The sequence below is a fragment of the Gordonia sp. ABSL11-1 genome, from assembly GCF_030315685.1.
Taxonomy (GTDB): domain Bacteria; phylum Actinomycetota; class Actinomycetes; order Mycobacteriales; family Mycobacteriaceae; genus Gordonia.
Genome location: NZ_JASXSI010000014.1, coordinates 41,682 through 59,706, shown reverse-complemented (window position 1 = coordinate 59,706; position 18,025 = coordinate 41,682). Strand labels below are relative to the sequence as shown.

Below are 18,025 nucleotides of genomic sequence, written 5' to 3'. Positions count from 1 at the left end.
GTTTCTCCGCTTTCGTGATGAACACCACGTCCCACATCCTTCATGGGGCGTGGCGTGTCCCGGGTGCTCAGCAAACGGACTTCAACTCCCTCGAGCACTGGATCGACCTCGCGAAGACGCTGGAGGAGGCCCGGTTCGACTTCATCTTCTTCGCCGACGTCGTCGGTCTGTACGACGACTACCAAGGCGATTGGAAGAAGTTCGTCGACACGGGATTGCAGATCCCCAGCAACGATCCGCTCGTCCTCGCCTCGGCGCTGGCCTCACACACCGAGAATCTCGGCATCGCGATCACGAGTTCGATCCTGCAGGAGCACCCGTTCGACTTCGCCCGCAAGATCTCGACGCTGGATCACGCCTCGCGCGGTCGGATCGCGTGGAACATCGTGACGAGCCTGTCGTCGAACGCCTGGCGGAACTTCGGGCACGACGGCATCACCGGGCACGACGACCGGTACGCGTGGGCCGATGAGTACGTCGACGTCGTCTACAAACTGTGGGAGGGCTCCTGGGACGACGACGCCCTCATCCAAGATCAGGCCAGCGGCATCCACGCCGACTTCGACAAGGTCCACAAGATCCATCACGTCGGTGAGCACTACCGCGTGGAGGGACCGCATCTGTCGGCGCCGTCACCGCAGCGCACCCCGGTCCTTTTCCAGGCCGGATCGTCACACACCGGTCGACGTTTCGCCGCGCGCAATGCCGAGGCGCAGTTCATCGTCTCGCCGAGCCCGGCCGCCGCGAAGGGTCTCGTCGACGACACACGCCGTCTCGTGGCCGAGGCCGGACGCGATCCGCACGATCTGAACTTCTTCCAGGGTTTGTCCTTTGTGATCGGCAGCACCGAGGAGGAGGCGAAGCGCAAGTCCGCGGAACTCGACGAGTTCATCGATCCGAGCACGATGATCGCCCACTCGGCCGGCGGACTGGGATTCGATCTCGGCTTCTACGACCTCGACACCCCTATCGGCGAGATCCGCACCGAGGGCACCCAGAGCACACTGCTGTGGCTGCGCGAGGCGGTGCCCGATCGTGAGCCAACGGTTCGGGATCTCGCCGAGTTGCGCAGTCGGAGCGGCCGGATCGTGGGCACACCCGAGCAGATCGCGGATCGTCTGGAGCAGTGGCGCGACGCGGGCGTCGACGGTGTGAACGTCATCAACGCGACGATCCCGGGGAGCTACATCGAGTTCACCGAGCACGTGCTGCCGGTGCTGCGTGATCGCGGCCTGGCCCAGCGCGAGTACGCGCCGGGCACCGTCCGCAACAAGCTCACCGGCCGCGACCGCCTCCCGGACTCGCATCCGGCGGCCCGCTACCGCGGCGCGTTCGCGCCGGCCGTCGAGGTGTCGGCATGACCGTCGTGACGCGCGTCGCCGCCGATCGCGATTCCGTCCTCACCGACATCGCCACCGATTCCGCGGCGCGCGAACGGTCGGGCACCGACCCCCACGCGCAGGTGCGCCTGCTCAGTGATACGGGCTATACGGCCCTGACCCTCGACGACGCGGCGTCAGCTGGTGCAGACATCGTCGAGTTCTTCGATTTCCTGATCGATCTGGCCCGCGCCGACCCGATCGTCGCGCACATCCTGAGGTCGCACTTCTGGTTCGTCGAACAGGTCCGACGCCTACCGGCGGGGCCCGTGCGAGATCGCTGGAGCGCGGAGATCGCCGCCGGAAAGATCTTCGGCAATGCGACCAGTGAACGCACGGGCACGGCCGGGGCGAAGGCGTTCGCGACCGAACTCCGCCCGATCGACGGCGGCTGGCTGCTCTCGGGCGCCAAGTTCTACAGCACCGGGACCGCGTTCTCGGATTGGGTGACGGTGGCCGCGACGATCCGCGGCGGTGCAGGCGGTGACCAGATCGCACGGGTCGTCCTGCCGATCGACCGCGAGGGTGTCGCCGTCGTCGACGACTGGGACGGGATCGGTCAGCATCGAACGGGCACCGGCACCACCACTCTCACAGACGTATTCGTCGGGCACGACGACGTTCTCGAGCTCACCGATCCGGCGGCCGACCGACCGGTCGCCAATGACGGCCCGTTCCTCCAGCTCTATCTGCAGGGCCTGATCACAGGCATCCTGCTGTCGGTCACCGACGACGCGGTGGACCTACTGCGGTCGAGGTCGCGCACGTTCGACCACGCACCGAGCGACACCCCGCGCGAGGATGCCGTGCTTCTCAAGACCGTCGGCGAGCTCGACGCGGCGGCGCACGTGTCGCGGACCGCGGTGCTGGGCGCCGCGCGGGAGATCGAGACGGCGTTCGCCCTTGCCAGGCAGGGTCACATCGATGCCGAGCTGTTCACCCGCGCGTCGGTGGCCGCGGCGCAGGTGAAAGTCCATGTGGACACCGTCGGGCTCCGGGCTGCGACCGATCTGTTCGACATCGGCGGCGCGTCGTCGGCGAGTCGTGCACGGAACCTGGATCGGCACTGGCGCAACATCCGCACGGTGACGTTGCACAATCCCACGTCGTACAAGGCGATCGCCCTCGGCGACCGCCTTGTGAACGACGCGCCGCTGCCGCGCAACGGCTACTTCTGAACAGCTATTTCCCGAATCCGGAAAAGGTCACTGCCAGATCCAGATCCAGCGGTGCGAGCGCTGGTCGAAGCGGCGGACGCGGCGGCGGCGACGCGCGGGGGCTTGCGGGACCTTGTGGTTGTTGGTGGCGACCGGGGTGGACATGATCGTCCCTTTCTCTCGACGTGTGCGATCCGGTTCGGATCTCGTTGACATCATCGAGAATGCGGTCTGGGACTTGGGGCAGGATCGACGCTGCCTGGGAGGTTCCTGTGGGTGGTCGGGAGGCTTCGATACGACGCCGATGAGTCGTTGCGGTTCGCCCGCTCGATCCGGCGGACGCTCACCGCGGGGCGCCGGGTGGTACTACCGCGCCACCGTGGTCGTCTCGTCGGCGTATCGGCCTATCGCGATCTGGGCGTCGGCGTCGTCACCGCAACGCGTGGTCGCGGTTCCGCGGGACACCGACACCGTCACCTCATCGTAGATGATCGATCTCGTTGAGCGACAACACTTGTCGATGGCCGCCGGGTTGCGCGAGGACCCGGGTGACCGACGTGTAGAACGGCTCGACGAAGAACATGGTCGCGGTGCCGAGAATCTGCGAGAGGTAGGCGTTGATCACGCCGCCGTGACACACCACCGCGACGATGTCGCCGTCGGCCCGGGCCACCGACTCGATCCCGTCGATCACCCGCGCGCGGAAGGCTGTCGGGTCGAAGGTGTTCTCGCCGAGTCGGCCCACATTCATGTCGGCGAGGAGCAGACCGCGGTCGGTGTAGGCATGGACGGCACCATAGGTGGTCCACCCGTGGTCGAGCTCGACGAGTCGTTCATCGGTGATGACGTCGAGTGCGAGAGCCTCCCGCGCGAAGCCGGCGGTCTCGACCGCGCGCCGCATCGGACTGGCGACGAGGCGGTCGATACGCCCGTACCGACCGTCGGCGAGTGCGGCTGCCAGTCGTTGTGCCTGGACCTGCCCGTCGGGGGTCAGCGCGGGGTCCGCACCGGCGGGATCCGACAGCCGAAACGGTTGGGCGTGACGGATGAGCAGCAACTCCATGGGATCAGTTCATCGCACGCGGGGACCGGCCGGAAATCCGCCCCCCTCCGAGGGGTGCCGACGACACTATCTATGTCCGCGATCGGCCTGCAGGGGGCGCTTTCCCGGGGCGCTTCGGTCGCCCATTCGCCTCACGGGGTCAGAGTCCGGACGTCAGGACCGTCGAACCCAGGAACTCGCACACCGCCAGAGCCAACGCCAGATCGACCCGATCGCGGTGCGCCGGAGTCTCGGCGAGTGCCTTGTTCACCCGGTACTTGACGGTGTTGCGATGAAGATTCATCCGCTCGGCGGTGTGCAGATAGGAGTCCTTGGTGGCGAAGAAGGCCGCGAGCGTCTCGCGGAGTACAGCCGCACTCGGGGTGTCGTCGGCCAAGCCGCCCAGCACTTCTCGGACCCACGCCCCTGTCGACTCGAGGTCGCGCGCGATCCACGGCCACACCGTGGAACGGTCGATGGCGGTGATCATCGGCGGGCCTTTCGAACGCAGTCGCCCGGCCCGGTCACGTGCGGCACGGTCGAGGATGCTGAGTTCGATGGGGTCGTCGTGGGACCAGAGGATCACCGCCACGTGCCGGCGTCCCAGTCGGTAGCCGGTCTCCCGTTCGAAGACCTGCGCATCGGGTTCGGGCGAGTCGAGCGATCGATGGATCGTCGACGACAGGACGTTGCCCTCGGCGCCCAGCCACCGACGACACTCGTTCTCGTAGGCCTGGAACACATAGAGAGTGATCCATTCGATGTAGCCGAACATCACGTCGGAGATGTGCCGGGTCACGGCCATCGGCAGATCGGGCGGCAGGTCGAGTTCTTCCACCAGCCGATAACATCGGCTGCAGGGCGTACTCGACGGCTGCCGACACGTCGGCGGCGACACCGGCGCCGTCACCTCCGCACGGCCCGCTGCGACCGGAGTGCCGACGTGGCCGCATGGAATCCGCAGAGTCCGTGGACACCCGCGCCCGGCGGAGTCGACTGCGAGCAGATGTACACGCCGTCGACGCCGATCGAGTACGGATCGACGGCGAGTCGCGGCCGCACCACCAGCTGCAGACCGTCGTTGGCGCCGCCGATGATGTCGCCGCCCCCGTAGTTCGCGTTGTGGGCGTGGAGTTGCTCGGTACCGGTGCTGTGGATGGCGATGACCTGATCACGGAACCCCGGCGCGAACCGCTCGATCTGGGCGATGACCGCCTCCGTCGCATCACCCGAATACCCGCCCGGGACATGCGCGTACGACCAGATGGGGTGGATGTTGCCGTTCGACCGGGTCTCGTCGGCGAGGTACTGCTGACCCACCAGGACGAACGGACGATCAGCCATCACGCCTGCGGCACGCTGCTTCTCGGTGGCCGCGATCTCCGCGTAGTCACCGCCGAGATGAACGGTGCCGGCCACCCGGGATTCCGGGTTGCGCCACGGGATGTCGCCCTCGATCGCGAAATCGACCTTGAAGGCGGCCGCTCCCGTCCGATACTTCCGGTATGCGCGGCTCACCCGGTGCGGCATGACGTCGCCGTAGATCGACAGCGTTTGCGCGACAGAGAGATCCAGCATCACGAGATCGGCGGGCGGGATGTCCGCGCGGGAACTGACCCGGACACCGGTCTCGATCTTGCCGCCCGCGTCCCCCAGCGCCGCTGCGGCGGCGGCGGTGATCGCCCCCGACCCTCCCTCGGCGACCGGCCACCCGTACCGATGCCCGCTCGCGAGGATCATCAGCCCGAGGGACGCCGTGAGCGGCCGATCGAGTCGGGTGAAGGCGTGCGCGGCGACGCCGCCGTACAGGGCTCGCGCCGGTGCGGTCCGGAACCAGCGGGCCATCACACTCGCGGGCAGCACCGCCCGAGGCCCGAAGGCGGCCAGCCGCAGCGGATGCGACGGCACGTTGAGGATGGGACGCAGCAGATCGTGACCGAGATCATCGAATCCCCGCACCAGGTCACCGAGCGCGAGGCGCCACCGTCGGCCGTCCTCGCCGAGACCGGCGGCCGTCTCGTCGAGGGATCGCCGCAGCACCCCGACATCCCCGTTGTCCAGTGGATGCGCGCAGTCGATCTCCGGCCACCGCCACCGCAACCCGTGGTCCTCCAGGCCGACCTCGGTCCAGAACGGCGAGCCCACCACCATCGGATGGAACGCGGAGCACCGGTCGTGGATGAGTCCCGGAACGAAGAGCTCGCCGGACCGGGCGCCACCGCCGATCGTGTCCGCGGCCTCCAGGACCTGCACGTCGACACCGTTGCGGGCGAGGTGCAGGGCGGCGGCGAGCCCGTTGGGCCCGCTGCCGACGACGACCGCAGTCGTCACCGCTGTACCTGATCCTGCGCGGCCGGGGCCACGATCCGGTCGTCGGCAGCGCTGGATCGCATCTGGGGTTCGGCCACGACCTCAAGGATCCGTCAGGGCCCGTCGCGCGTCAACGTCCAGGGTCCAGTCGACGTCGAAGGGGATCGGCCCATTGGGCAGCCACAGCTGCTCCTCGACGGCATCCTTCACCCGATAAGTACCGGTCTCGATCACGCCCAGCGCCGCGTCCATCAGCATGAACCGCTGCGTGCCCTTGTGGATGGGCTGGGACTCGATCCATGCGACCGTGAACTCTCCCGGCGCGAAGTCGCACCGCCGCTGCAGGGCGGCGATCAGCCGCTCGTCGTGCAGATGTCCGTCACCGAAGTTGAATGCCATCAGCGAGTTACAGGAGAACTCGGCTTCCCGCATGGTGTCGATGTCGTCGCCGAGATGACGCAGCATCAGCGAGAACAGCGCGCGTCCCTGGCCGTGCATCGAGCGCCACGCCATCATCTGATGCATCACGACGTCGGCGACCTCGGGTGGGTAAGGACGCAAGCAGCTGCGTGCGGGTGTTCTTGGCGGACCGGACCACGAACCGGTCCAGCTTCTCCTCGGCACCCGGGGCGAACGCCCAGGTTGCCGACGCCCAGTTTCCGGCGTACTGCCGCATGGATGGCAGCAACGACACGAGGTCCGGCCGGAGATTGCCGACCACCGGGAAGAAGCACAGCGCCACCGCGATCGCCACCAGGGCCCACGGTATCGTCGTGTCCGTCAGGGCGTACCCGTCCCAGGCCGGGAACCCCCCAGAACACGAAGATCGAGGCATAGGCGAACAGTAGGTTCCACTCGAGCGGCACGGCCAGCGGGAACGTCGAGAAGATGACGATGCGGAAGCACACCATCAGGATCACGGCGGCCAGCGTCAGCCACCTGCTGGTGGAGAACAGCAGTACCAGCGGCGTGATGACCTCGACGAGCGTGCCCAGGACGTGTCCGATTCCGCCGGCGACCGTGGACGGTCGCATGTCCTCGGGAGAATTCCGATAGTGGGCCCGCTTGACCGCCCTGCTCGGAATCCACGGCGTGTTGGACAGCATCGGTGGGATGACCATCGAGAAGTGGTGGCCCAGTTTGGAGATGCCCGCACCGACCCACACGGTCACGATCAACAGTTTCAGCGCGAGGATCATGTCGACGAACTGCAGGAATCCGAAGAACACGATCGCGGGTAGGTACTGCTCGGAGCGTGCGGCGATGAAGATCACCTTGTCGCGCAGGCCCATCACCACGAGCAGGGCGATCAACGGGTACATCAGCACCGGGTTGACCAGTCCCTGATTGTCGGGGACCGCGCTGTCGGGGGACGACGAGGTGACCCCCGGCAGGACGACGGCGACCACGAAGTTGTCCAGGATCAGGGCATAGATGGCGACGTCGACCGGCCTGCGGGTGTCACCACGGGTGAACGGCACCGTCTCCGGCCAGGGTGGGAGCCGGATCGTATTGGGCCGCAACCACGTAGAGCAGTTACCGGTCATCGGCTTGAAGTGCCCCGCCAGCGGTCCCCACGACCCGCCGATGCCGAGGATCTCGATCAGCACCGTCCACAGGATTGCCTTCTGGTAGACGATCGGCTGATTCCACCACCCGGAGACCTGCAACGGGTTGAGGCCCGACGTGAGCGTCGCGATGGTCACGCCGACGATCGCGAACAGCACGAACACCTTCAGCAGATAGATGACGTGCACCATCTTCGGTGTGCCGAAGCCGTAGTCGGCCCAGTGTGCACCGGGCACCCGCAATCGCTCCAGGAACGGTTTGTCGAGGAAGGTGTCGGGGTCGACCGGCGGGAAGTCGGGTTGGGTGAAGCCCTGGGTGACTCTCCTTGTCGAGGCGGGGGTCGTGGCGGGGTGTCGTGGGGGAGTCGCGCGGGCTCAGATGGGTTGCGGGGAGCGCAGTCCGGTGCGGAGCGCCGGCTTGTCGATCTTGCCGGCCGGGTTCCGTGGGGCTGCTCCACGATGTGAATCGCGTTCGGCTGCTTGGACTTCGCGAGGATGGGTGCGATGTGGTCCGCGAGGTCATCGCGCGTCATGGTCACGTCCGGATAGGTGTCGACGAAGCCGACCAGGATCTCGCCGTACAAGTCGTCGGGCGCGCCGACGGCCGCGCATTCCAGCACAGCGGGATGGGTGGCGAGAGCGTTCTCGATCTCCGTGGGATATATGTTCTCCCCACCGCGGATGATCATGTCCTTGATCCGGTCGACCAGTGTGAGGTAGCCCTGCATCACGGTCGGTCCGGTGACGACCTCACCGGCCTCGCCGTCGGGCAGATCACGATCGTCGGGCCCGACGATCGTGATCTGCTGCCCGGGGAGGGCGGGTCCGACGGTGCCGGGTTTGCGGACGCCGTCGATCGGGTTGCACGCTGACGCACACGTCCCTTCCATCAGTCCGTCGCCCTCGACGATGGGGATCCCGAAGGCGCTCTCGACGCGACCGAGTAGCTCTTTCGAGATCGGCGCCGCGCCACAGATGGCGAATCGCAGCGAGGCCTTTGGGCCGTCCCGTCGACCCGGCTGTGTAGATGAGGAGCGTCGTCGACGGGTAGCGGCGTCGGCGGAGGCGACCATCCCTCGGTGTGGTGCACGGCCAGATCGTCGACCGGGATCACCACGCAGTCGGGATCGTCTCCGCCGGGCGTACCGACGACGACCCGCGCGCCGGAGTCGCGGAGCTGATACCCGGCCTCGTCGGGAGTGAACGCCGGGTTCACCGGGTGGAGACGACACCGAGTTCGCCAGGCGGCCATCAGCGTGACGAGGAGTTCCACCCGATTCGGGAGGAACGTCGCGACCACGTCGCCTGTCGTCACCCCGGCGTGCTGGAGGTGCGCGGCGACGGCACCGACGCGGTCGGCGAAGCCTGCGTAGTCGAGCTGGGTCTGATCGTCGCGGACGCACGCCGCGTCGCCACGATGCGCGAGGTCCCACGCGAAGTAGGAGTCGGTCACGGTCGGGAGCCTTTCGTCGGGCGCGGCGCCGGAACTGTAGGACCGGCTGTGTGCTACGACACTATGGCTGTGATCGGGCAGGTGAAACGGCCCGACGGGCCAGAGTTCGGGGTGCCGGTTGTGCTGAGAGAACAACAGCTGAGTGGGCACGGTCGGCGCGAAAGTGGGCACGGTCGGCGCGAAAGTGGGCACGGTCGGCGCGAAAGTGGGCACGGTCGGCGCGAAAGTGGGCACGGTCGGCGCGAAAGTGGGCACGGTCGGCGCGAAAGTGGGCACGGTCGGCACGAAAGTGGGCACGGTCGGCGCCCTTCGAGACGCTCGCAAGCTCGCTCCTCAGGGACCGGGGGGACGCTCGCAAGCTCGCTCCTCAGGGACCACCGCCGCACGCTCGCTCCACAACCACCGCGACTGATCCCGATCGGCAGGCGATACCCTGATCCGGTGACCTTGCCTCCGATCACGCCGTTCCCGTTCGGCGAGAAGTCGGCGTTGGGTCGGCCCTTCATCTGGCGAGGCCAGAGTCCACTTCCGCCGCGTCACCAGGCGGCGCTGAATGTGGGCGCACACATGTGGATTCCGAATGCGTTCGCATGCGACACGATCCTGATCGACGAGAGTGTGGAGGCGGTCCGGACCCGGATCCGCGAATGGTGGGAGATCACCGATGCGATCTCGGCGCGCAAGATCGTGGGCCAGTTGCTCGACGGGATGCACAGCTCGACGTTCGAGGTGATCGCGCCCCTGGTCGCCGAGTCGACCAGGAAGACCAGCGGTCACGATCCCGAGGCGCATCGCGAGTTTCTCGCCGCCCGAGCCGCCGCTCGCGGTGACTCACCCGGCTATTGGGTTGCGCACTACAACGCCCTCTACAATCTGCGCACGGCGAAGGTGCTCCGGAACTCCGTGGCCGACAGGCACTTTCCGGACCACATCCGTGCATGGGATCTTGGTCGGCTGCCGTTCATCGTGCGGACCGGCCTGCGCGCAGGCTACCTGCAAGAGGACGAGTGTTGGCCGATGCTGTTCGCCGGGCTCGACTCGGCCCGCAACTACTACGCCAACTGGCGCCAGTTCGCGCACGGTGTCGTGATCGGCCGCGCCTATTGGAGCGCCATCACCGACATCGGCACGGCGGGGGATTCCGCGCAGACCGCGGGCAACTGGATGAACGCCCTGCTGGTCCGCTCAGACAGTCCGTGGCGGCGGCTGCCCCTCGGGGCCGAGGAAGATCCGGAGCGTCGCGTTCCGTAGCGCATCGTCGTCCAGAGCTCCCGTGTCGAACGCATCCTTCACCTTCCGGAACCGCTGGAAGTCCTCGGTCACACCCTGATCGTCCGCGCGGTCCAGGGCTCCGCCGCGGTCGTCGAGCACGGCCCGGGAAACACACCAGTACAGACGGTCGTACAGCGACTCCGCGACGACCGAGTTCGTGAAGTACACCTTCGTCGACGCCTCGTAGTCGTGCAGATAGAACACGCGGTAGCCGTCGTCGTCGCCGCCGTCCATCATCTCGAGCGCCGCGTCGACGGGCAGTTCGAATGCATATCCCTCGCCGGCGGTGCTGACCATGACGACACGCCTGGTGGTGACGGCCATGATGCCCCACGCGCGACGGAACCAGGCGTTGCGCGCGACGAGCAGCAACTCGTCCTCGCGGAGGTAGGCGAGCAGCCGATCCAGTTTGGGATTCGGCTCGGACTCCCACCACAATGCCGCCGCGATGTCCGGTCGATGGGGTGACACCGGGCCGTATCCGGGCGCGGTCGGGCCGTCGGGTCCTCTCGGTGTGTCGGTGTCACTCACAAGATGCAATGTAGTTGCTCTCCCCGCCAGCAGTCGCGCCCGTCCGGTGTCAGCCGGCCGCGGCCACCTTGTCGACGGCCGTGACCAGCATCCGTGAGAAGACCTCCGTGTCGGGTCCGCCCAGGAGTCCGCCGGAGGTCACCGCAACCGAGTACCCGCCGACCTGCGCCCACGCCATCATCGATGTCGCGGTGACCTCCCGTCCGTTCACCGTCGACGTACTCGTCTGCTTCACGGCGAACACATCGTCGGCCTTCGTATCCGGTAGTTCGACAGGGGAGTTGACGATCGTCGAACGCGCGCCTGCGACCTCGCCGGAGGTGAATGAAGCGGTCACCTTTGCGCACTTCCCGGTCATGGATTCACGCATGTCGGACATGTCGCCGTGTCGTGGCATCACGGTCTCGGACAGGGTCGTCGATCCCTTGACGGCCACCAGCATGCCCATCTGCGAGACGTCCATCCGATCGGGAACAGTCTTCGGCGGGGCACACTCCGCCGGGCTGATCGTCGCGCCCTTCGTGGAGTCCAGCATGTTGTCGGCCGACTGCTGCATCTGGTTCGGTGGGATCGGCATGACCTGATAGCCGGCGGGGAGATCCGCCTTGCCCAGGACGAGATCCTTGGCGGGTACGGTCGCCGCGGGTGCCTGCGTCCCGGCCGATTCGACAACCTCACTCTGCGAGGCCGACGGAGTGCCGGCATCGGACTCCCCACAGCCCGCGGTCATCACCATGGTCGTCATCGCGGCGATTACGCCGCCCACCACCGGTACCGATGCGCGCATCGGCGCCCCCCATCGTCGAAAGAATTGTCGGATGGAGCCTAGCGCCCGGAACCGGTGCGGCGGTTGTCACCTCGTCCAGTCGAATGACCGGTGACGAATCCCGAGGCGCCCTCAGGCGTCGATGATGCCGCGCTCCACGAGCACGGCGACCACGCGGCCGGCGAGCTCCTCGACGTCCTCCCCGGTGGTGTCGAACCGGAGGTCGGGATCCTGCGGCTTCTCGTAAGGTGCGTCCACCCCGGTCAGGCCCTTCAGTTCCCCACGCCGCGCACGCTCGTAGAGCCCCTTCGGATCTCGGCGCTCACATTCGGCGACCGGGGTGCTCACGTGGACCTCGATGAAGTCGAGATCGGCGGCCTGGTGGAGTTCACGCGCGATCTCCCGGTCCGACCGTAACGGCGACACCATCGACGCGATCGACACCACACCCGCATCGCCGAACAGTCGTGCCAGATGTCCGACACGGCGGATGTTCTCCGCCCGATCGCCAGGCGAGAAGCCGAGGTCGTCGGAGATGCCGTGCCGGATGTTGTCGCCGTCGATGAGGTAGGCGACCCGACCACGGTTGACGAGTTCGCGTTCGAGGGCGACCGCAACCGTCGACTTGCCGGATGCCGGTAAACCGGTGAGCCACACGGTCCCTCCGCGCTGTCCTGTCTTCTGCCACCGTTCCGGGCGGCCCAATGAGCTCGGGTGCCACTTGATGTCGTTGCGGGTCGCCGTGCCCGGCACGACCTCTCGTGGTTCGGCGATCGTCCCGGCGCCGACCGTGTCGTTGGTCGACTCGTCGATCAGGATGAAGGCTCCGGTGTCACGGTTCTCCACATACCGGTCGGCCACGATCACCGACGATGTACGCAGCGTGATGACGCCGATGTCGTTGAGTCCCAACGATCCCGGACCCACCTGCTCGATGAGGGTCTCCGGGTCCAGTCGTCGCTCCAGCGACTGGACGGTGGCGCGAACAGTCGCCGCACCGTGTTTGAGTGCCAGACGATCGCCGGCGCGGAGCGGGCTCTCGGCCAACCAGCACACGGTCGCGTCGAGTTCGCGGGCCAGCACCGGGACGTGCGCGGACTCGGCGGCGCTGACTATCACGTCACCGCGGCCGACGTCGATGTCGTCGGCGAGTTCGACCGAGATGGACAGTGGCGCAACGGCGAACTCGCGCTCGTCGTCGAGGGTGTCGACGGCGGTCACCACGCTGCTGTTGCCCGAGGGCAGCACGGTCACCTCGTCGCCGACGTGCAGACGCCCGGCCGCCAGTCGACCGTAATAGCGACGCCGGTGGCGTTCGGTCGGACGGGACACCCACTGGATCGGCAGGCGCAACTCGTCGGTCGTCGGACTGGGCGCGACGAGCTCGACGTCCTCCAGGTACTCGAGCAGGGTCGGACCGGTGTACCACGGTGTGTTCGCCGATCGGTGAACGACGTTGTCCCCGTGCTTGGCCGCGACCGGGATCGCGAGGATGTGATCGATGCCGACCTGCGTGGCGAGCTCGGCGAGGGCGGCCTCGATCTCGGCGAAGCGTTCCGCCGAATAGTCGACGAGGTCGATCTTGTTCACTGCGGCGATGACGTGAGGCACGCCGACGACGGTCGCGATCCGCGCGTGGCGACGCGTCTGCACCTGTAAACCGTTGCGGGCGTCGACCAGAAGAACGGCGACGTGGGCGTTGGATGCGCCGGTGAAGGTGTTTCGGGTGTATCGCTCGTGACCCGGGGTGTCGGCGAGGACATAGCTGCGGCTGTCGGTGGAGAAGAAGCGGTAGGCCACATCGATCGTGATGCCCTGCTCGCGTTCGGCGCGCAGCCCGTCCGACAGCGCGGCGAGGTCGGCCACGCCCTCGTCGTCGGTGACGGCCTCGAGATGATCGGTCGGCAGGCTGCCGGTGTCGTGCAGCAATCGGCCGATGAGTGTGGACTTCCCGTCGTCGACGCTCCCGGCGGTGGCCAGCCGCAGGATCTGCCGATGATGGACGTCGACGGGGGAACCGGATCGCTCCGGGGAGACAGCGGTGCTCATCAGAAGTATCCCTCGCGTTTCCGGTCTTCCATGGCGGCTGACGACGTACGGTCGTCGGCCCGGGTCTCGCCTCGCTCGGAGACCGTGGCGTCGGAGATCTCGGCGATGATCTCGGGGATCGTGGTCGCCCGGGACCGGACGGCCCCGGTGATGGTGAGATCGCCGACGGTGCGGTAGCGGACCCACTCCGTGCTCACCGGATCACCGTCGCGCGGTTGGCTGAACGGGGAGACGGCGAGCAGGATGCCGTCGCGGTCGAACACCTCGCGCTCGGCCGCGTAGTAGATCGACGGCAGGTCCAGGTCCTCGATCTCGATGTAGCGCCAGATGTCGGTCTCGGTCCAGTTGGACAGCGGGAAGACGCGGACCGACTCGCCACGGCGAATCCGCCCGTTGTAGATCGACCACGGCTCGGGCCGTTGCGATCTCGGGTCCCACTGGCCGAACTCGTCGCGGAAGCTGAACACCCGCTCCTTCGCTCGCGCACGGTCCTCGTCGCGCCTGGCCCCGCCGAACGCGGCATCGAAACCGCCCGCCTCCAAGGCATCCAGCAACGTGCGGGTCTGCAGCCGGTTCCGGGACCCGGACGGATCCGTCGACTCGGCGATCCGACCCGAGTCGATCGACTCCTGCACCGATGCGACGATCAGCTTGATCCCGGCCGGGTTCTCCTCGGTCGGGGCGACGCGCCGGTCGCGGAACTCGATGACCTCGTCGAAGTTGTGCCCGGTGTCGACGTGCAGGATCGGGAACGGCAAGGGATGTGGGCGAAAGGCTTTCTCCGCCAGACGAAGAAGAACGATCGAGTCCTTCCCGCCGGAGAACAGGAGCACTGGCCGTTCGAGTTCGGCCACCACCTCGCGGATGATGTGGACCGACTCGGACTCCAGAACTCGAAGTGCGGCAACGTGGTCGAAGTCGGTGGCGGGTTGCGCGGACGCTGCCGGGCTGTCGGCCACCGTGGTCTCTGCGGTCATCGGGGAAGTCCGTTCCGTTCGGCGTCGTGGCGATAGCGCTGCGCCCAGTCCTTGGAGCGCGCGTTGGACTGGGGTTTGAGTGGTGGCGGCGGAGCGAGGTCGGGATCCTGACCGATCGCCTCGAGTACACGCGCAGTGGTGCGGGTCGGGTTCTGGACCAGGTCGGTGAAGCCGACCTCGACCGGCTCGATGCCCTCCGAGTCGAACCAGCGCCGCCAGTTGCGGTCCTGTTCGAGCAGGATCTCGGCGAGGTGCGCGATGCCGCCGGCGTGGTAGACCGCGCCGTCCTCGCCGGCCGAATGGATGCCGTCCTCGTCACGCCAGATGCGTGTCTGCACCGCGCGCCACATCGAGATGGCCTGCGGTACAACGTCTTCTCGGTAGACGTGCACGTAGACCGGATCGTCGCCGGCGAACAGGGACCTGATCGCGGTTCGCAACGACCCCGACCCGACGCGGGAACGTGCGATGAGCAGCGGCGTCTGATTCCACATCAGCTTTCCGCCCCAGACCCCGTTGGGGGAGCGGCCCTGGTCGAGGATGTCGGCCTTCCATTCGTCGCTGTCGCGAACGTCGACGACCCCGGGGTCGACCTCGGCCAGCAGGTCGAGGATCTCCGGGTCGGCCACCCCGGCGAACCATTCGCGGGGCTGCGGCGCCTGCGACGAACTCGCGAAGTACTGGAAGAACTCCTGCGGTTTACCCGCCACGCCGGACGCGGCGAGCGACTCCACTAGCAGAGTGCTGCCGCTGCGCTGGCTCGCGCACACGAGATAGTTCGAAACGTCCGACACGCGGATCAGTGTAGCGGCGCGAAAACCGCCCGCAAGCTGGGCATTTACGGTCAGTGGAGTGCAAAATCTTTACAAATTCGCACCCGTGTGCTTCGGTTCGGAATCAGTGCTCGCGGTCGCCGCCTGTGCTGATCTCGCCGTGGAGTTCGCGCCGTTCTCCCCGGGGGCGCCGGGACGGCAACTTGTCCTCGTCCGGCTTCTTCGTCGCCGCCTTGGCGTAGAAATCGGCCATGAATTGTTCCGCCACCGCGTTGCCCTCGTGTTCATCGGGGATCACGTCATCGGTTTCCGACCGCCAGTCGTCGAGCGTCCGCTGCAGGCGATCCCGGACCTCGGCGTAGGCGGGATCGTCGGCCAGGTTCGTGAGCTCGTCGGGATCGCTTCGGAGATCGTAGAGTTCGTGCCGCGGACGGGGACGGCCGATCTGATCCGCGTCGAGCGAGCGCGCCGATGGGCTGTCGGCGATGTCGAGGGGGAGCAGCAACCCCGGGCGTTCCGCGTAGTTCTCGATGAAGCTGAAGTCCTTGGTCCGGACGGCGCGGATCGGGTCGAAGGCGTCGTGGTAGGTCTTCTCGGTGAAAACCTCTGTCCGAACCGAGTTCTCGAAATCGTCGAGCAGCGACGCGGCGTGCGACGTGCCGTCGACGCCCGACGGCGAGGGCACCGACAGCAACTCGAGGAGGGTCGGTGTGAGGTCGACGCCGGAGAACAGGTCGTCGTAACTGCGCGGCGTCACGTCGCGACGTCCAGGTGGCCGGATGATGAACGCGATCCCGGTGCCCTCCGAGTAGAGCGTGGATTTCGCCCGCGGGAACGCCAATCCGTGGTCGGTGAAGAACACCACCCAGGTCGTCTCGTCGAGACCGAGTTCGGCGAGGGTGTCCAGCAGCCGGCCGACGGCCGCGTCGGCCTGGGTGATGCTGCCGTGCAGTCCGGCGAGATCCTCGCGGACGTCCGCGGTGTCGGGGAGGAACGACGGCACGGTCACCGACGCCGGTTCGGCATGCTTGTACTGCTCGGCCGGGTAGGGCCGGTGGGTCTCGAAGAATCCCGCCGTCAGCAGGAACGGCCGCTCGTCCGACGCATGGACGTGGTCGCGAAGCCAGTCCTGCGATCGGGCGACCACGTAGTCGCAGAGGGAATCCGAGACGTCGACGGTCTCGAATCCGAGGCTCGTCGGGTCGGCACTCTCGTGCTGCATGCCGAACAACACGGTGCGGTAGCCCACCTCGGTGAGCACCGCGGGCAGGGTGCGGACGTCGCTGCGGTATTCGAATCCGTGATGGGCGAGCCCGACCAGGCCGTTCCGGTGGGGATACCGCCCAGTGAACACAGAGCCGCGGGCAGGCGAGCACAGCGGCGCCGTCGAGTGGGCGTCGGTCAGCAGGATGCCCTCGGCGGCGAGTGCATCGAGATTCGGGCTCTCGACACCGTCGATCCCGTAGCAGTTGAGGTGGCGTCCGAGGTCGTGCCAGTGGATCAGGAGGACGTTCTCACGCGGCGCGGCGCTGCTCTGCGCGTCGGGACCCGCCGCGATGTCGGAGTGCGGGGTCGGCATCCGTCCATCATGCATGAAACGCGTTCACCTGCACGGGGCGCTCCTTGAAGTCGAACTCATCCGCACATAGTGTTCGGCCCAGTGATCAAAAAGTGATCCAGAACACAGTCGACAGCGTCGTCGACCGTCTCACGAAGGAGCCGCATGAGCACCGTCAACACCGTCACCGGCCCAATCGACTCCGCTGATCTCGGCAACGTCCTCGTCCACGAGCACGTCTTCGTCCTGGGTGAGGAGTATCGGGAGAACTACCAGTACGACTGGGACGAGGAGCAGAAGATCGCCGATGCGGTGGCCGACCTGCGGGAGCTGAAGAGCCTGGGGATGGACACGATCCTGGATCCGACGGTACTGGGGTTGGGGCGCTACATCCCACGGATCCAGCGCATCGCTGAACAGATCGACCTGAAGATCGTCGTCGCGACCGGTCTGTACACCTACAACGACATCCCGTTCCAGTTCCACTACACGGGTCCCGGCCTGCTGTTCGACGTGCCGGAACCGCTGGTCACCTTCTTCGTCCGGGACCTGACCGAGGGCATCGCGGACACCGGCGTCAAGGCCGCCTTTCTCAAGTGCGCGATCGAGGAACAGGGGCTCACACCGGGTGTCGAGCGGGTCATGCGAGCGGTCGGTGCGGCGAGCGTGCAGACCGGCGCGCCCATCACGGTGCACACGAATCCGCACACCCAGTCCGGGCTGGTGGCCCAGAAGGTCCTCGCCGAGGAGGGCGCCGACCTGACCAAGGTGGTGATCGGACACTCCGGTGACTCGACCGACCTGGACTACCTGATGAAACTCGCCGACGCCGGATCGATCCTCGGCATGGATCGCTTCGGGCTCGACGTTCTGCTGCCGTTCGAGGACCGGATCAACACGGTTGTGGCGCTCGTCGAGCGGGGTTACGCCGATCGGATGGCACTCGCGCACGATGCGGCGTGCTTCATCGACTGGTTCGACCCCGAGGCCAAGAAGCAGGCGGTGCCGAAGTGGAACTACCGCCACATCAGCGAGGACGTCTTGCCCGCGTTGCGTGACCGCGGTGTCAGCGATGCGGCGATCCAGACGATGCTCGTCGACGTACCGCGCCGCTACTTCGAGTGAATCGGTCGACGGGGAGAGACATTCCTAAAGCGCCCCGTTCGGAAAGCGGACACTTTTTCGGAATG

General features: G+C 67.0%; 13 protein-coding genes and 3 pseudogenes. 4 read left to right on the top strand and 12 right to left on the bottom strand.

Features of this window, described 5'->3' with window-relative positions; translation table 11 throughout:
• Positions 1-17 precede the first annotated feature (17 nt).
• Together QSJ19_RS16230 and QSJ19_RS16225 are read left to right on the top strand one after the other, a co-directional pair.
• On the top strand, positions 18-1,361 hold the full coding sequence (locus QSJ19_RS16230; RefSeq protein ID WP_286321879.1) for an LLM class flavin-dependent oxidoreductase: 1,344 nt from the start codon (positions 18-20) through the stop codon (positions 1,359-1,361).
• On the top strand, positions 1,358-2,557 hold the full coding sequence (locus QSJ19_RS16225; protein WP_286321878.1) for an acyl-CoA dehydrogenase family protein: 1,200 nt from the start codon (positions 1,358-1,360) through the stop codon (positions 2,555-2,557). Before QSJ19_RS16230 ends, QSJ19_RS16225 begins: the two co-directional genes overlap by 4 nt.
• Positions 2,558-3,014: 457 nt before the next feature.
• Here the strand turns inward: QSJ19_RS16225 and QSJ19_RS16220 are convergent, their stop codons facing one another.
• From QSJ19_RS16220 to QSJ19_RS16195, 6 genes and pseudogenes are all read right to left on the bottom strand, one after another.
• Positions 3,015-3,599 (bottom strand): histidine phosphatase family protein, encoded by a 585-nt coding sequence (locus tag QSJ19_RS16220; RefSeq protein WP_286321876.1) that lies wholly within the window; start codon positions 3,597-3,599, stop codon positions 3,015-3,017.
• A 139-nt stretch (positions 3,600-3,738) separates the two neighbouring features.
• A pseudogene (locus QSJ19_RS16215) lies at positions 3,739-4,431 on the bottom strand (PucR family transcriptional regulator); the annotation flags it as partial.
• Between the two features lie 53 nt (positions 4,432-4,484).
• On the bottom strand, positions 4,485-5,909 hold the full coding sequence (locus QSJ19_RS16210; protein ID WP_286321874.1) for a phytoene desaturase family protein: 1,425 nt from the start codon (positions 5,907-5,909) through the stop codon (positions 4,485-4,487).
• A pseudogene (locus tag QSJ19_RS16205) lies at positions 5,906-7,771 on the bottom strand (DUF3556 domain-containing protein); the annotation flags it as partial. The pseudogene QSJ19_RS16205 and the gene QSJ19_RS16210, both read right to left, overlap by 4 nt.
• A 60-nt stretch (positions 7,772-7,831) precedes the next feature.
• Positions 7,832-8,909: pseudogene (locus QSJ19_RS16200) on the bottom strand (class I adenylate-forming enzyme family protein).
• Between the two features lie 61 nt (positions 8,910-8,970).
• Complete coding sequence (locus QSJ19_RS16195) at positions 8,971-9,267, bottom strand: alanine-zipper protein (protein WP_286321871.1); 297 nt, start codon at positions 9,265-9,267, stop codon at positions 8,971-8,973.
• A gap of 83 nt (positions 9,268-9,350) precedes the next feature.
• On the opposite strand from QSJ19_RS16195, the gene QSJ19_RS16190 reads away from it, so the two are divergent.
• Positions 9,351-10,160, top strand: a complete 810-nt coding sequence (locus QSJ19_RS16190; RefSeq protein WP_286321869.1) for a DUF1266 domain-containing protein — start codon at positions 9,351-9,353, stop codon at positions 10,158-10,160.
• Here QSJ19_RS16190 and QSJ19_RS16185 read toward each other — a convergent pair.
• The 6 genes from QSJ19_RS16185 to QSJ19_RS16160 form a co-directional block, all read right to left on the bottom strand.
• Positions 10,095-10,712 (bottom strand): hypothetical protein, encoded by a 618-nt coding sequence (locus tag QSJ19_RS16185; protein ID WP_286321868.1) that lies wholly within the window; start codon positions 10,710-10,712, stop codon positions 10,095-10,097. The two genes, QSJ19_RS16190 and QSJ19_RS16185, sit on opposite strands and share 66 nt — an antisense overlap.
• A gap of 49 nt (positions 10,713-10,761) precedes the next feature.
• The gene (locus QSJ19_RS16180) at positions 10,762-11,499 is read right to left on the bottom strand and encodes a hypothetical protein (RefSeq protein WP_286321866.1); all 738 of its coding nucleotides are present in this window, start codon (positions 11,497-11,499) and stop codon (positions 10,762-10,764) included.
• A 111-nt stretch (positions 11,500-11,610) separates the two neighbouring features.
• Positions 11,611-13,527 carry an adenylyl-sulfate kinase gene (gene cysC, locus QSJ19_RS16175; RefSeq protein WP_286321864.1) on the bottom strand — a complete coding sequence of 639 codons (1,917 nt, stop codon included), beginning with the start codon at positions 13,525-13,527 and terminating at the stop codon, positions 11,611-11,613.
• Positions 13,527-14,504 carry a sulfate adenylyltransferase subunit CysD gene (gene cysD, locus QSJ19_RS16170; RefSeq protein WP_286321862.1) on the bottom strand — a complete coding sequence of 326 codons (978 nt, stop codon included), beginning with the start codon at positions 14,502-14,504 and terminating at the stop codon, positions 13,527-13,529. Before cysD ends, cysC begins: the two co-directional genes overlap by 1 nt.
• Complete coding sequence (stf0, locus tag QSJ19_RS16165; protein ID WP_286321861.1) at positions 14,501-15,298, bottom strand: trehalose 2-sulfotransferase; 798 nt, start codon at positions 15,296-15,298, stop codon at positions 14,501-14,503. The genes cysD and stf0 overlap by 4 nt, the downstream gene beginning before the upstream one ends.
• A gap of 103 nt (positions 15,299-15,401) precedes the next feature.
• Positions 15,402-16,856: a sulfatase family protein gene (locus QSJ19_RS16160; RefSeq protein ID WP_286321860.1), complete on the bottom strand. Its 1,455-nt coding sequence runs from the start codon at positions 16,854-16,856 to the stop codon at positions 15,402-15,404.
• Between the two features lie 144 nt (positions 16,857-17,000).
• Here QSJ19_RS16160 and QSJ19_RS16155 point away from each other — a divergent pair, with 144 nt between their 5' ends.
• Positions 17,001-17,960, top strand: a complete 960-nt coding sequence (locus tag QSJ19_RS16155) for a phosphotriesterase family protein (protein ID WP_286321859.1) — start codon at positions 17,001-17,003, stop codon at positions 17,958-17,960.
• Positions 17,961-18,025 lie beyond the last annotated feature (65 nt).

Excerpts from the sequence above, each read along its gene's own strand:
- QSJ19_RS16225 (WP_286321878.1), top strand. The coding sequence starts at position 1,358 with ATGACCGTCGTGACGCGCGTCGCCGCCGATCGCGATTCCGTCCTCACC.
- cysC (WP_286321864.1), bottom strand. The coding sequence starts at position 13,527 with ATGAGCACCGCTGTCTCCCCGGAGCGATCCGGTTCCCCCGTCGACGTC.
- QSJ19_RS16155 (WP_286321859.1), top strand. The coding sequence starts at position 17,001 with ATGAGCACCGTCAACACCGTCACCGGCCCAATCGACTCCGCTGATCTC.
- cysD (WP_286321862.1), bottom strand. The coding sequence starts at position 14,504 with ATGACCGCAGAGACCACGGTGGCCGACAGCCCGGCAGCGTCCGCGCAA.
- QSJ19_RS16230 (WP_286321879.1), top strand. The coding sequence starts at position 18 with ATGAACACCACGTCCCACATCCTTCATGGGGCGTGGCGTGTCCCGGGT.
- QSJ19_RS16160 (WP_286321860.1), bottom strand. The coding sequence starts at position 16,856 with ATGCCGACCCCGCACTCCGACATCGCGGCGGGTCCCGACGCGCAGAGC.
- QSJ19_RS16180 (WP_286321866.1), bottom strand. The coding sequence starts at position 11,499 with ATGCGCGCATCGGTACCGGTGGTGGGCGGCGTAATCGCCGCGATGACG.
- QSJ19_RS16220 (WP_286321876.1), bottom strand. The coding sequence starts at position 3,599 with ATGGAGTTGCTGCTCATCCGTCACGCCCAACCGTTTCGGCTGTCGGAT.